The sequence below is a fragment of the Bacillus sp. LM 4-2 genome, from assembly GCF_000978495.1.
Taxonomy (GTDB): domain Bacteria; phylum Bacillota; class Bacilli; order Bacillales; family Bacillaceae; genus Bacillus; species Bacillus subtilis.
This window is the reverse complement of the sequence record NZ_CP011101.1, coordinates 3,160,075-3,173,397: the sequence shown is the minus strand read 5'-3', so window position 1 is coordinate 3,173,397 and position 13,323 is coordinate 3,160,075. Positions and strand designations below refer to the sequence as shown.

The window sequence follows — 13,323 nt, the reverse complement described above, 5'->3', positions numbered from 1 at the left end:
ATTCATAATTCCGGCTGTGTATGACTACGATGTGATGAGCCCTAATTCAACAGGCAGGTGATCATGGTGAAAGGTACAATAAAAGAAAAATACGGCATTCACATCAGGCAGCTTTCCATGTACCAGCACACATATCAATGCTTTCAGACGCCTAATTCATACTTTCTGATTGTCCCCGTTTCCCAATTCTCAGAAACAGAGCTGGCGGAGCTTTATTACATGAGTCAGTATTTACAAGAACAAAGTGACCCATACGTTTCGGTTTTTATCTTTACAAAAGAAGGTGAACTGACATTTGAACATGAGGGAAAAACGTACGCTCTGCTGAAGGCGGCCCCCCCTTATTCAAACAGGGCGTTCTCCATTGGAGCGGAGCTTGCGGAATTTCACCGAAAAGGCCGAGGATATCCATATGAGGTGAAGGCGGCCGGAAGAATCGGCCAGTGGAAGGATCTGTGGGGAAAACGAATTGATCAGCTGGAAGCATTTTGGCAGAGAAAGGTTCAGACCCCTCCGCATGAGCCATTCGATAAAAAAATGATCGAATCATTTCCATATTATTTAGGACTGTCAGAAAACGCGATACAATATTTAGTGGACACTGAGCTGGATGACAAGCCCCAAGCCGCTGATTCAGGAACGATATGCCATCAGCGGATGGAAAGGCATACATGGTCACCGGAATCATTGATCAGGATTCCGGCGGATTGGGTGTTTGACCACGCTTCCCGTGATTTGGCTGAATATATGAGGCATACGTTTTTGCATCACAGACAAGATTTTAATCAGCAGGGCTTTCTCTTTTTACAGGAATACGAGCAAGTCACACCGCTGTCTTCATTTTCGAAACGCCTTTTATACAGCCGTCTGCTTTTCCCGCTTCATTATTTTGAAATCGTAGAAAGCTATTACATGTCATCAGAATCAGAAAAGCATTATTTTGAAGAACAGCTTGACTTCATTCTTAATGACTGTGGGCGTTATGAACAATTTCTCAATACAGCGCAGGAATTCATGAATATGCGGGCGCAGAAGCTGTTTGTTCCACGCGTCAGCTGGCTCGGCAAAGGCAGCTCAAGGTGAGGAGAAAATCTGACAAAAATAATTAGAAAATAAAGAATCTTGTCATATCAATGCGTTAAGCGTTTACATTCGCAAAATTCAGCCTAATGCTGTCTTGTCAAAACAGGAGCGGGCTTATATAATGTTTGTAACTTATATGTCTGTGTTGAGTTAACAATTGTCTTTTCCAAGAGGACAATCAAAAGAAAGGTGGAGTTTTTTTGAAAGCGATTCGTGTAGGGCTTTTAGGTTTAGGTACCGTCGGAAGCGGTGTCGTTAAAATTATTCAAGACCATCAGGATAAGCTTATGCATCAGGTCGGCTGTCCGGTTACGATAAAAAAAGTGCTTGTAAAAGATTTAGAGAAAAAGAGAGAAGTAGATTTGCCGAAGGAAGTGCTCACGACAGAAGTGTATGATGTCATTGATGATCCAGATGTTGATGTCGTCATCGAGGTGATCGGCGGCGTTGAACAGACAAAACAATATTTGGTCGACGCGCTGAGATCGAAAAAGCATGTTGTCACAGCAAACAAGGACTTAATGGCTGTGTACGGCTCCGAGCTGCTTGCCGAAGCGAAGGAAAATGGATGCGATATCTACTTTGAAGCCAGTGTTGCCGGCGGGATTCCGATTCTGCGCACGTTAGAGGAAGGCCTCTCATCAGATCGAATTACAAAAATGATGGGAATTGTGAACGGCACAACAAACTTTATCTTAACCAAAATGATCAAAGAGAAAAGCCCATACGAGGAAGTGCTCAAGGAAGCGCAGGATCTCGGTTTTGCCGAAGCTGATCCGACTTCTGACGTGGAAGGGCTTGACGCCGCACGGAAAATGGCGATATTGGCGCGCCTCGGCTTCTCGATGAACGTGGATCTGGAAGACGTCAAAGTAAAGGGGATCTCCCAAATTACAGACGAGGACATCAGCTTCAGCAAACGCCTCGGCTATACAATGAAGCTGATCGGGATTGCTCAGCGTGACGGCAGCAAAATCGAGGTCAGCGTACAGCCGACACTGCTTCCTGACCATCATCCGCTTTCTGCTGTTCATAATGAGTTTAACGCTGTTTATGTATACGGCGAGGCTGTCGGTGAGACGATGTTCTACGGGCCGGGAGCCGGAAGCATGCCGACAGCGACATCCGTTGTTTCTGACCTCGTCGCTGTCATGAAAAATATGCGCCTAGGTGTAACCGGCAACAGCTTTGTCGGACCGCAATATGAGAAAAACATGAAATCGCCGTCTGACATTTATGCACAGCAGTTTTTAAGAATTCATGTAAAAGATGAGGTTGGTTCATTCTCGAAAATTACATCTGTGTTCTCAGAGCGGGGCGTGAGCTTTGAAAAAATCCTTCAGCTGCCAATTAAAGGCCATGATGAGTTAGCTGAAATCGTAATTGTCACACATCATACATCAGAAGCTGATTTCAGTGATATCCTGCAAAACCTAAATGATTTGGAAGTCGTTCAAGAAGTCAAAAGCACATATCGTGTAGAAGGGAACGGTTGGAGCTAATGTGGAAAGGACTTATCCATCAATATAAAGAATTTTTACCTGTAACAGATCAAACACCGGCGCTAACTTTACATGAAGGAAACACACCTCTTATTCACCTGCCGAAGCTGTCTGAGCAGCTCGGAATTGAGCTTCATGTCAAAACGGAAGGCGTCAATCCTACGGGATCATTTAAAGATCGCGGAATGGTTATGGCTGTGGCAAAGGCAAAAGAAGAAGGCAATGACACGATTATGTGCGCGTCAACAGGTAACACTTCCGCTGCTGCGGCAGCATATGCAGCCCGTGCTAACATGAAATGCATTGTCATCATCCCGAACGGAAAAATTGCATTTGGAAAACTCGCTCAAGCTGTCATGTACGGAGCCGAGATTATCGCAATTGACGGAAACTTTGACGATGCGCTTAAAATTGTCCGTTCCATCTGTGAGAAATCACCGATTGCCCTTGTCAACTCAGTCAACCCTTACCGCATTGAAGGCCAAAAAACTGCTGCCTTCGAAGTGTGCGAACAGCTGGGGGAAGCGCCTGATGTTTTAGCGATCCCGGTCGGAAATGCTGGAAACATCACTGCGTACTGGAAGGGCTTCAAGGAATATCATGAGAAAAACGGCACAGGCCTTCCGAAAATGCGCGGCTTTGAAGCTGAGGGTGCGGCGGCAATCGTGCGCAATGAAGTGATTGAAAATCCGGAAACAATAGCGACAGCCATTCGTATCGGAAACCCGGCAAGCTGGGACAAAGCTGTAAAGGCAGCCGAGGAATCCAATGGGAAAATTGACGAAGTCACTGATGATGAAATCCTTCACGCATATCAGCTGATCGCCCGTGTAGAAGGCGTGTTTGCAGAACCAGGTTCTTGCGCGTCTATCGCAGGAGTGCTGAAACAGGTGAAATCCGGAGAAATTCCGAAAGGCAGCAAGGTCGTAGCTGTGTTAACAGGAAACGGACTGAAAGATCCGAACACAGCGGTCGACATTTCAGAAATCAAGCCTGTCACATTGCCGACTGATGAAGACAGCATCCTTGAATATGTAAAAGGAGCGGCCCGTGTATGAACGAAGCCGACATGCTGTTCTCTGTCACTGTTCCCGGAAGCACAGCTAACCTAGGCCCCGGCTTTGATTCAGTCGGAATGGCGCTCAGCAGATATTTGAAGCTGACCGTCTTTGAAAGCGACAAATGGTCTTTTGAGGCTGAAACAGAAACAGTCGCCGGAATTCCGGCGGGTACAGATAACCTGATCTACCAAGTGGCTAAACGGACCGCAGATTTGTACGGAAAAGAAATGCCTCCTGTCCATGTGAAGGTGTGGAGCGACATCCCGCTTGCACGCGGCCTTGGCAGCAGCGCCGCAGCGATTGTAGCGGCCATTGAACTGGCTGATGAATTATGCGGCTTAAAGCTGTCTGAAGCGGACAAGCTGCATTTAGCGAGTCTAGAAGAAGGACACCCGGACAATGCTGGCGCTTCTCTCGTCGGCGGACTTGTGATCGGCCTGCATGAGGATGACGAGACCCAAATGATCCGCGTCCCGAATGCTGACATTGACGTAGTCGTTGTCATTCCTTTTTATGAAGTGCTGACAAGAGACGCGAGAGACGTGCTTCCGAAGGAGTTTCCATATGCCGATGCCGTAAAAGCAAGTGCTGTCAGCAATATCCTCATTGCTGCGATCATGTCCAAGGATTGGCCGCTTGTCGGGAAAATCATGAAGAAGGATATGTTCCATCAGCCGTACCGGGCGATGCTTGTGCCTGAGCTGTCAAAAGTAGAGCACGTCGCCGAGATGAAGGGCGCATATGGAACGGCTCTCAGCGGAGCAGGCCCAACGATTCTCGTCATGACCGAAAAAGGAAAGGGAGAAGAGCTAAAAGAACAGCTCGCGCTTCATTTCCCTCATTGTGAAGTAGACGCTTTGACCGTTCCGAAAGAGGGAAGTATAATAGAGCGAAATCCTTTATATCAAGTAAAAAGTGTATAGATCATGCCAAGCGTTCCTCAGCGTCAGCGGAGGGCGCTTTTTTTTGCTGGAGATAAAGGAGTTTTTATTTAGAAAAACGAAATACATGTAAAAAGGAGGAGATGAATATGAAAAAGCTGATAACCGCAGACGACATCACAGCGATTGTCTCTGTGACCGATCCTCAATACGCCCCAGACGGTACCCGTGCCGCATATGTAAAATCACAAGTAAATCAAGAGAAAGATTCGTATACATCAAATATATGGATCTATGAAACGAAAACGGGAGGATCTGTTCCTTGGACACATGGAGAAAAGCGAAGCACCGACCCAAGATGGTCTCCGGACGGGCGCACGCTTGCCTTTATTTCTGATCGAGAAGGCGATGCGGCACAGCTTTATATCATGAGCACTGAAGGCGGAGAAGCAAGAAAACTGACTGATATCCCATATGGCGTGTCAAAGCCGCTATGGTCCCCGGACGGTGAATCGATTCTGGTCACTGTCAGTTTGGGAGAGGGGGAAAGCATTGATGACCGAGAAAAAACAGAGCAGGACAGCTATGAACCTGTTGAAGTGCAAGGCCTCTCCTACAAACGGGACGGCAAAGGGCTGACGAGAGGTGCGTATGCCCAGCTTGTGCTTGTCAGCGTAAAGTCGGGTGAGATGAAAGAGCTGACAAGTCACAAAGCTGATCATGGTGATCCTGCTTTTTCTCCTGACGGCAAATGGCTTGTTTTCTCAGCTAATTTAACTGAAACAGATGATGCCAGCAAGCCGCATGATGTTTACATAATGTCACTGGAGTCTGGAGATCTTAAGCAGGTTACACCTCATCGCGGCTCATTCGGATCAAGCTCATTTTCACCAGACGGAAGGTATCTTGCTTTGCTTGGAAATGAAAAGGAATATAAGAATGCTACGCTCTCAAAGGCGTGGCTCTATGATATCGAACAAGGCCGCCTCACATGTCTTACTGAGATGCTGGACGTTCATTTAGCGGATGCGCTGATTGGAGATTCATTGATCGGTGGTGCTGAACAGCGCCCGATTTGGACAAAGGACAGCCAAGGGTTTTATGTCATCGGCACAGATCAAGGCAGTACGGGCATCTATTATATTTCGATTGAAGGCCTTGTGTATCCGATTCGTCTGGAAAAAGAGTACATCAATAGCTTTTCTCTTTCACCTGATGAACAGCACTTTATTGCCAGTGTGACAAAGCCGGACAGACCGAGTGAGCTTTACAGTATCCCGCTTGGACAGGAAGAGAAACAGCTGACTGGCGCGAATGACAAGTTTGTCAGGGAGCATACGATATCAATACCTGAAGAGATTCAATATGCTACAGAAGACGGCGTGATGGTGAACGGCTGGCTGATGAGGCCTGCACAAATGGAAGGTGAGACAACATATCCACTTATTCTTAACATACACGGCGGTCCGCATATGATGTACGGACATACATATTTTCATGAGTTTCAGGTGCTGGCGGCGAAAGGATACGCGGTCGTTTATATCAATCCGAGAGGAAGCCACGGCTACGGGCAGGAATTTGTGAATGCGGTCAGAGGAGATTATGGGGGAAAGGATTATGACGATGTGATGCAGGCTGTGGATGAGGCTATCAAACGAGATCCGCATATTGATCCTAAGCGGCTCGGTGTCACGGGCGGAAGCTACGGAGGTTTTATGACCAACTGGATCGTCGGGCAGACGAACCGCTTTAAAGCTGCCGTTACCCAGCGCTCGATATCAAATTGGATCAGCTTTCACGGCGTCAGTGATATCGGCTATTTCTTTACAGACTGGCAGCTTGAGCATGACATGTTTGAGGACACAGAAAAGCTCTGGGACCGGTCTCCTTTAAAATACGCAGCAAACGTGGAGACACCGCTTTTGATACTGCATGGCGAGCGGGATGACCGATGCCCGATCGAGCAGGCGGAGCAGCTGTTTATCGCTCTGAAAAAAATGGGCAAGGAAACCAAGCTTGTCCGTTTTCCGAATGCATCGCACAATTTATCACGCACCGGACACCCAAGACAGCGGATCAAGCGCCTGAATTATATCAGCTCATGGTTTGATCAACATCTCTAATAAAAAAGCCAGGCTGATCAAATATCAGCCTGGCTGCTTTATTAAAAGACTTGTTCTACTTCAACGACACCCGGCACTTCTTCAAGAAGAGCGCGCTCAATTCCGGCTTTCAACGTAATTGTTGAACTTGGGCAGCTGCCGCATGCGCCTAGAAGACGAAGCTTAACGATACCTTCATCTACGTCTACAAGCTCACAGTCACCGCCGTCACGAAGTAAAAACGGACGAAGTTTGTCCAGTACTTCCTGCACCTGTTCTTTCATTTCAACTTCAGTCATGACATTCGCTCCTTTCGTCGTCATAAAACCATTATATTCAGTGTAACAATAAAAATCTATTGTTTGGTTTGCAAAGTTGCTTTCCCTATTATAGCACATTCAGACTTCAACACAAAAACGGTTTTTTTCTATAAAAACGCCCTTAGGCTCTGTATACTTAAAAGAAAGGACTTACATAGGAGAAGGGGGCGTCTACAAGTGATGAAACCAGTCATGCTAAGCGTGTACGGGGCAGAAAACGTTTGTGCGAGCTGTGTAAATATGCCGACAGCCAAGGATACATACGAGTGGCTTGAGGCTGCGCTGAAAAGAAAATATCCAAATCAGCCTTTTGAGATGCAGTACATCGATATTCATGAGCCGCCTGACAATGAACATGCGAAAGAGCTTGCGGAAAAAATCAGAAATGACGAGTATTTTTATCCGCTTGTGCTTGTAGAAGACAAAATTGTCGGTGAAGGCAATCCAAAATTAAAAGACGTTTATGAGGAAATGGAGAAGCATGGGTATACAGAAAACCGCTGACTTGATCAGCGGTTCTTCTCTATCATTAACCGTTATGGTGTTTATACATCCACAGCAAGCCGGATTTCAGCATACGCGGAACACGGCCGATCAGCGGACGGTCAGCAACAAGCCCGAAGCCGGCTTTTTTTCCGAGTGAACCGAGGACGCCTTTCAGCTTAAACTGCGGCATTGATTCAGGCAGGGCTTCTCCATTCCAGCGTTTTTGCAAGATTTGGACAATCTGCTCTGCTTGAGCCTCTGCCAGCTGGGCGCTCGGTGCATGAGGAAGACTGGCGCAATCGCCGACAACGTACAGATGTTCATCACCTGGAAGATTATGATGAGGCGTTAATACAATACGCCCTTGTGCGTCCTTCTCCACATCTAAGTCTCTGACGACTTTGTTTGGCTGGATGCCGGCTGTCCACACGATGGCGTCTGCAGAAATCGGATCATCGTGGTTATACACAACGCCTTCTTCTACTTTTGTGATATTTGCCCTGTTAATAATGCGGACACCGTGCTCTTCGAACCATTTTTGCACATATTTGCTTAAACGCTCGGGAAAGCTTGATAAAATGAGATTACCGCGGTCGAACAAAATAATGTTCAGGTCATCACGGCTTTCTCTCAATTCACTTGCAAGCTCAACGCCGCTTAAGCCCGCTCCGACAATGGCGACGGTGGCATTAGCGCTCAGATTATTCAGCTTTTGGTAGGTTTCGCGGGACTGATCGATGGTTTGAATACTGTAGGTGAATTCAGGCGCTCCCGGCACGTTGTGATATTTATCCTCACAGCCGAGCCCGATTATGGCGTCATCGTAAGAAATCGGTTCACGATCTTGGAACAGCACTTGTTTTTGTACAATATCAATTGATGTGATATCACCGTATTGGACATCCAGGCGAGGGTGCTCTGGGAATGACACTCTGATATGATGGTCAGAAATTGTGCCTGCGGCAAGGGCATAATATTCTGTTTTCAAGCAGTGATAAGGATTTCTGTCAATTAACGTGATTGAAACATCATCAGGCAGCTGGTTTGGCAATAAGCGATGAAGAACGCGCATGTTCCCGTAACCTCCGCCGATCAAGACCAATTTTTTCATTTGAATTCCCCTTTAATCCGAAGAGTATGATAGATACATTGAAGAAAATACGAACTATGTAAAATAACATCTAGAATTATATCGAATTTGATCTAAAATCACAATAATAGTTTCAAAATAACCTACAATTTAGCCTGAAAACACAAATTAGTAAAACGTTATTTGAGAAATAATATGTTACGATAATAAATTTTGAATCATCCGTTGTCTTTGACGAATAGTGAAAAATTCGCGATAATGGACATATGTGAGGTGAAACCGCATGAATCCAATGATTGAATTTTGTGTCAGCAATCTGGCTCACGGCTCTCAGGAAGCCCGGGCGATTTTGGAGAAGGATCCCAACCTTGATGTCCTTGAATATGGCTGCTTAAGCTACTGCGGGACATGCATGGAATCGCTTTTCGCTCTGGTAAACGGAGAAGTCGTCATGGGTGAAACGCCTGCTGAGCTTGTTGAGAATATATATACCTTTATTGAAGAAAATCCAATGTTTTAAAGAAAAGGGCCTGGACAGGCCCTTTTTTATTTTGCCGTACAAAAGAACTAAAAAAATGTGTAGACATCAAAAAATATTATTGTTATCGTATAAAAGATATTTTTTTAAATAAAATTTAAGAGGTGTACGAGTATTCATGAATGTTCTGTGGGGGCTGCTGGGCGCAGTTGCGATCATTGCTATCGCGTTTTTATTTTCAGAAAAGAAAAGCAATATTAAGATAAGAACCGTCATCGTTGGTTTATGCACACAGGTGGCGTTTGGATACATCGTGTTGAAATGGGAAGCGGGACGCGCTGTTTTTTTATGGTTTTCAAGCCGTGTACAGCTTCTGATTGACTATGCGAATGAAGGCATCAGTTTTATTTTTGGACCGCTTCTAAAGGTCGGAGACAGTCCGGCATTTGCATTAAGTGTACTGCCCGTTATCATTTTCTTCTCAGCACTGATTGCAGTTTTATATCATTTGAAAATCATGCAGCTCGTTTTCCGTGTCATTGGCGGCGGATTGTCGAAGCTCCTTGGAACAAGCAAAACGGAATCTCTGGCGGCTGCTGCCAATATTTTTGTAGGACAATCAGAATCTCCGTTAGTGATCAAACCCCTGATTGCCGGGCTGACGCGCTCTGAGTTGTTTACGATTATGACGAGCGGTCTATCGGCAGTTGCGGGATCTACCTTGTTTGGGTACGCGCTTCTCGGTATTCCGATTGAGTACTTGCTGGCGGCCAGCTTTATGGCTGCTCCAGCTGGACTAGTCTTTGGTAAATTGATTATACCCGAAACGGAAAAAACGCAAACCGTAAAAAGCGATTTCAAAATGGATGAAGGCGAAGGCGCAGCCAATGTCATTGACGCAGCTGCAAAGGGAGCGTCAACAGGACTGCAAATTGCGTTAAATGTTGGGGCGATGCTGCTTGCGTTTGTTGCGTTAATCGCTGTAGTAAACGGTATTCTCGGCGGGGCTTTCGGCTTGTTCGGTTTAAAAGGCGTAACATTAGAATCCATTCTCGGCTATGTGTTTTCTCCTATCGCCTTTTTGATTGGCGTGCCTTGGCATGAAGCATTGCAGGCGGGAAGCTATATCGGCCAGAAATTGGTGCTGAATGAGTTTGTCGCTTATTCTAACTTCGGTCCGCACATCGGCGAGTTTTCTAAGAAAACTGCTACCATTATCAGTTTCGCGTTATGCGGATTCGCCAATTTTTCATCAATTGCGATTATGCTTGGTACGCTTGGCGGTTTAGCGCCCAGCCGCCGTTCAGATATCGCACGTCTCGGCCTGAAGGCTGTTCTTGCAGGAACATTAGCCAATCTGCTCAGCGCAGCCATTGCCGGCATGTTTATATAAACGATAAAAGCTCCTTGCGTCAGTGCAAGGAGCTTTTATGTATGAAAAACGGGGGATAATTGTATTGTGTCCGCTTATAATAGCTTTTATACTAAGAAAAAGAAAAAAAGTTGGAGGCACCTATGAACTCATTTCGATTTACCAAAATGCACGGCCTGGGAAACAGTTATATTTATGTGAATCAATTTGAAGAACAGCTTCCAGAAGAAAAACTGTCAGAGATTGCAATTCAGGTTTCTTCTGTTTATACAGGGATCGGATCCGACGGAATGATCCTGATATGCCCATCAGACCAAGCGCCTGTTAAAATGCGGATTTTTAATAATGACGGGTCTGAAGGGAAAAACTGCGGCAACGGCCTGCGCTGCGTCGCAAAATACGCATATGAGCATAAGCTGGTTGAGGAAACATCTTTTCTGATTGAAACTCTCTCCGGGCTTGTGAAAGCGGAGGTTCAAGTCGAAAACGGAAAAGTGAATGTGGTCACTGTCGATATGGGCGAACCGCGCTTGACAAAATCCGAGCTTCCTATGCTTGACGGCGGGGAAGAGCACACAATCAATGAAACGATGGCATTTGGTGAAGTAGAACTAACAGGCACTGCCGTTTCAATGGGAAATCCGCATATCGTTTTTCCGATCGCAGACATTGAACAGGCACCCTTAACGACACTGGGGCCGGTGATTGAGAAAGATCCGAGATTTCCGGAAGGCATCAATGTGGAATTCGTTGAAACCGTGAATGAACAAGAATTGCATTTCCGCGTCTGGGAACGGGGATCAGGGATTACTCAGGCATGCGGGACAGGAGCATGTGCAGCGGCAGTCGCATCTGTATTAAACGGCGTATCAAAGCGAAATCAAGACATCACGGTGCATTTAGCAGGCGGGGATTTGGTGATAAACTGGAAAGATAACGGCCATGTAATGATGACAGGGCCGGCTGAAACCGTTTGTGAGGGTGTCTATTTCTTGTAAAACACCTTGTTTGAGAATTGGAACGATCATGTTTATAATAAAAGACAGCAACCGGTTTTTAAAAGGAGGTTCATAATGATGAGCAACCCGGTAACAATTACAGAAGCAGCAGCTTTGCATATAAAAGATATGATGAAAGAGCATGAAGAAGAAAACGCGTTTCTGCGTGTAGGCGTCAAAGGCGGCGGCTGCAGCGGACTTTCTTACGGCATGGGCTTTGAGCATGAAAAGAGTGAATCAGACAGTGTGTTTGATCAGCACGGCATCACTGTTCTAGTTGACAAAGAAAGCCTTGACATCATGAACGGCACCGTGATTGATTATAAACAATCCATGCTCGGCGGCGGCTTCACCATCGACAATCCAAACGCCATCGCTTCATGCGGCTGCGGTTCTTCGTTCAGAACAGCAACGAATGCAGGCAAGCCTGAAGAGTGCTAAGCACTAAAAACGGATAGCAACTATTACTGACGCTTTTCTTAGCGATAAATCATCGTTAAGGGAGGCGTTTTTATTATGGGGAAATGATGCAGAGAGTTCCGGGGACTTCGGCAAGAGAAACGCTGCTTTGTTGTTTGATTTTTGTTGTAAATACAGCAAAGTTACGCTATATTTAATGTGGGGTATATTTTATTGCATTTGCAACAAAATCACGATAGGGAGTTGATGATGAAGAAGATTTTTGGAATGGTAACAAGGTCAGTATCTGTTCCGTGTTTAAATATATTAAAAAAGGGACACAAGACAATTGAATTTTAAATAAAGGGGCTGAATCCGAACAATGAGTGTAAAAATGAAAAAATGCAGCCGGGAAGATTTACAAACACTTCAACAATTGAGTATTGAAACATTCAATGACACTTTTAAAGAACAGAACTCACCTGAAAATATGAAAGCCTATTTAGAAAGCGCATTTAACACTGAGCAGCTGGAAAAAGAGTTATCCAATATGTCTTCGCAATTCTTTTTTATTTACTTTGATCATGAAATCGCTGGATATGTAAAGGTCAATATCGATGATGCTCAGTCTGAAGAAATGGGTGCTGAATCACTTGAAATCGAGAGAATTTATATAAAGAACAGCTTTCAAAAACATGGGCTTGGCAAACATCTGTTGAATAAAGCGATAGAAATTGCGCTGGAACGTAATAAAACGAACATTTGGCTAGGTGTGTGGGAAAAAAATGAAAATGCCATTGCCTTTTATAAGAAAATGGGGTTTGTTCAGACCGGCGCCCACTCTTTTTATATGGGTGATGAAGAACAAACGGATTTAATCATGGCTAAAACACTCGTATAATATTTTTCGAAGGGTGGATGATGATGTATATTCCAAAATATTTTAAAGTCACAAATGCTGAAGAAATTTGGAATTTTGTACAAGAAAACTCCTTTGGTACGGTTGTCACAACAGAACAAGGAAAACCAATTGCCACACATTTGCCGTTAGGATTCAATAAAAAAGATGATCATTACTATATTACGGGGCATTTCGCTTATGGAAATCCTCAGTGGAGAACGTTTGAAGCCTGTGAAGATGTGCTTGTGATGTTTCAGGGACCGCACGCTTATATTTCTTCTTCCTGGTATTCGCGCGAAAATGTTCCGACGTGGAATTATCAGGCTGTCCACATGTATGGAAAAGCAAGTATGTTAGAGAAAGATGAATTAGCAGAAGAATTAACAATCATGCTGGAGAAATACGAAAAACATCGTGACAATCCTGTTTTATGGGATAAGCTTTCTCCAAAACTCTTAGAACGTGAATTGAAAGGTATCGTTGGATTTAAGATTAAGGTGGAAGACATTCAAGCGGCATATAAATTAAGCCAGAACCGAAATGAAACGGATTATATGAACATCATTGAACAGTTGCAAAATGAAGAAAATCCAAATGCAAAACAAATGGCAGAACTGATGGAAGATAAATTCAAAAAGCAAATATAAGCT

14 protein-coding genes are annotated in these 13,323 nt (G+C 44.9%); 12 read left to right on the top strand and 2 right to left on the bottom strand.

What is annotated here, in order from left to right; translation table 11 throughout:
• The first annotated feature begins 63 nt into the window (after window positions 1-63).
• The 5 genes from cotNH (at window position 64) to bslm_RS15785 (ending at window position 6,650) form a co-directional block, all read left to right on the top strand.
• Complete coding sequence (gene cotNH / locus bslm_RS15805; protein ID WP_003242649.1) at window positions 64-1,083, top strand: spore coat-associated protein CotNH; 1,020 nt, start codon at window positions 64-66, stop codon at window positions 1,081-1,083.
• Window positions 1,084-1,283: 200 nt separating this feature from the next.
• The gene (locus bslm_RS15800; protein WP_003228694.1) at window positions 1,284-2,585 is read left to right on the top strand and encodes a homoserine dehydrogenase; all 1,302 of its coding nucleotides are present in this window, start codon (window positions 1,284-1,286) and stop codon (window positions 2,583-2,585) included.
• Window positions 2,585-3,643 carry a threonine synthase gene (gene thrC, locus bslm_RS15795; protein WP_003228697.1) on the top strand — a complete coding sequence of 353 codons (1,059 nt, stop codon included), beginning with the start codon at window positions 2,585-2,587 and terminating at the stop codon, window positions 3,641-3,643. The genes bslm_RS15800 and thrC overlap by 1 nt, the downstream gene beginning before the upstream one ends.
• On the top strand, window positions 3,640-4,569 hold the full coding sequence (gene thrB / locus bslm_RS15790; protein ID WP_003228699.1) for a homoserine kinase: 930 nt from the start codon (window positions 3,640-3,642) through the stop codon (window positions 4,567-4,569). Before thrC ends, thrB begins: the two co-directional genes overlap by 4 nt.
• Before the next feature lie 107 nt (window positions 4,570-4,676).
• Complete coding sequence (locus tag bslm_RS15785) at window positions 4,677-6,650, top strand: S9 family peptidase (RefSeq protein ID WP_003243690.1); 1,974 nt, start codon at window positions 4,677-4,679, stop codon at window positions 6,648-6,650.
• A gap of 41 nt (window positions 6,651-6,691) precedes the next feature.
• Here bslm_RS15785 and bslm_RS15780 read toward each other — a convergent pair whose 3' ends face one another.
• The gene (locus bslm_RS15780; protein ID WP_010886606.1) at window positions 6,692-7,027 is read right to left on the bottom strand and encodes a NifU family protein; all 336 of its coding nucleotides are present in this window, start codon (window positions 7,025-7,027) and stop codon (window positions 6,692-6,694) included.
• 99 nt (window positions 7,028-7,126) lie between these two features.
• Here bslm_RS15780 and bslm_RS15775 point away from each other — a divergent pair, with 99 nt between their 5' ends.
• The gene (locus tag bslm_RS15775) at window positions 7,127-7,453 is read left to right on the top strand and encodes a YuzD family protein (RefSeq protein WP_003242597.1); all 327 of its coding nucleotides are present in this window, start codon (window positions 7,127-7,129) and stop codon (window positions 7,451-7,453) included.
• A gap of 25 nt (window positions 7,454-7,478) precedes the next feature.
• Here the strand turns inward: bslm_RS15775 and bslm_RS15770 are convergent, their stop codons facing one another.
• Window positions 7,479-8,546 (bottom strand): NAD(P)/FAD-dependent oxidoreductase, encoded by a 1,068-nt coding sequence (locus tag bslm_RS15770; protein ID WP_003242518.1) that lies wholly within the window; start codon window positions 8,544-8,546, stop codon window positions 7,479-7,481.
• A gap of 262 nt (window positions 8,547-8,808) precedes the next feature.
• Between bslm_RS15770 and bslm_RS15765 the strand changes: the two genes are divergently transcribed.
• The 6 genes from bslm_RS15765 to paiB all read left to right on the top strand — a co-directional run bounded on the left by bslm_RS15765 (window position 8,809) and on the right by paiB (window position 13,320).
• Window positions 8,809-9,045 (top strand): YuzB family protein, encoded by a 237-nt coding sequence (locus bslm_RS15765; RefSeq protein ID WP_003222913.1) that lies wholly within the window; start codon window positions 8,809-8,811, stop codon window positions 9,043-9,045.
• Between the two features lie 136 nt (window positions 9,046-9,181).
• Window positions 9,182-10,396: a NupC/NupG family nucleoside CNT transporter gene (locus bslm_RS15760; protein WP_003228710.1), complete on the top strand. Its 1,215-nt coding sequence runs from the start codon at window positions 9,182-9,184 to the stop codon at window positions 10,394-10,396.
• A 122-nt stretch (window positions 10,397-10,518) separates the two neighbouring features.
• Window positions 10,519-11,373: a diaminopimelate epimerase gene (dapF, locus tag bslm_RS15755; RefSeq protein ID WP_003243745.1), complete on the top strand. Its 855-nt coding sequence runs from the start codon at window positions 10,519-10,521 to the stop codon at window positions 11,371-11,373.
• Window positions 11,374-11,451: 78 nt separating this feature from the next.
• A complete protein-coding gene (locus bslm_RS15750; protein WP_003244166.1) occupies window positions 11,452-11,814 on the top strand; it encodes a HesB/IscA family protein in 363 nt (120 codons plus the stop codon).
• Between the two features lie 340 nt (window positions 11,815-12,154).
• Window positions 12,155-12,673, top strand: a complete 519-nt coding sequence (gene paiA, locus bslm_RS15745) for a spermidine/spermine N(1)-acetyltransferase (protein ID WP_046381306.1) — start codon at window positions 12,155-12,157, stop codon at window positions 12,671-12,673.
• Between the two features lie 23 nt (window positions 12,674-12,696).
• Complete coding sequence (gene paiB, locus bslm_RS15740) at window positions 12,697-13,320, top strand: protease synthase/sporulation negative transcriptional regulator PaiB (RefSeq protein ID WP_032726806.1); 624 nt, start codon at window positions 12,697-12,699, stop codon at window positions 13,318-13,320.
• The last annotated feature ends 3 nt before the right edge of the window (window positions 13,321-13,323 follow it).

Bases quoted from the DNA above. Each gene is read 5' to 3' on its own strand.
- cotNH (WP_003242649.1), top strand. From the start codon at position 64: ATGGTGAAAGGTACAATAAAAGAAAAATACGGCATTCACATCAGGCAG.
- thrC (WP_003228697.1), top strand. From the start codon at position 2,585: ATGTGGAAAGGACTTATCCATCAATATAAAGAATTTTTACCTGTAACA.
- thrB (WP_003228699.1), top strand. From the start codon at position 3,640: ATGAACGAAGCCGACATGCTGTTCTCTGTCACTGTTCCCGGAAGCACA.
- bslm_RS15785 (WP_003243690.1), top strand. From the start codon at position 4,677: ATGAAAAAGCTGATAACCGCAGACGACATCACAGCGATTGTCTCTGTG.
- bslm_RS15780 (WP_010886606.1), bottom strand. From the start codon at position 7,027: ATGTGCTATAATAGGGAAAGCAACTTTGCAAACCAAACAATAGATTTT.
- bslm_RS15770 (WP_003242518.1), bottom strand. From the start codon at position 8,546: ATGAAAAAATTGGTCTTGATCGGCGGAGGTTACGGGAACATGCGCGTT.
- bslm_RS15765 (WP_003222913.1), top strand. From the start codon at position 8,809: ATGAATCCAATGATTGAATTTTGTGTCAGCAATCTGGCTCACGGCTCT.
- bslm_RS15760 (WP_003228710.1), top strand. From the start codon at position 9,182: ATGAATGTTCTGTGGGGGCTGCTGGGCGCAGTTGCGATCATTGCTATC.
- dapF (WP_003243745.1), top strand. From the start codon at position 10,519: ATGAACTCATTTCGATTTACCAAAATGCACGGCCTGGGAAACAGTTAT.
- bslm_RS15750 (WP_003244166.1), top strand. From the start codon at position 11,452: ATGAGCAACCCGGTAACAATTACAGAAGCAGCAGCTTTGCATATAAAA.
- paiA (WP_046381306.1), top strand. From the start codon at position 12,155: ATGAGTGTAAAAATGAAAAAATGCAGCCGGGAAGATTTACAAACACTT.
- paiB (WP_032726806.1), top strand. From the start codon at position 12,697: ATGTATATTCCAAAATATTTTAAAGTCACAAATGCTGAAGAAATTTGG.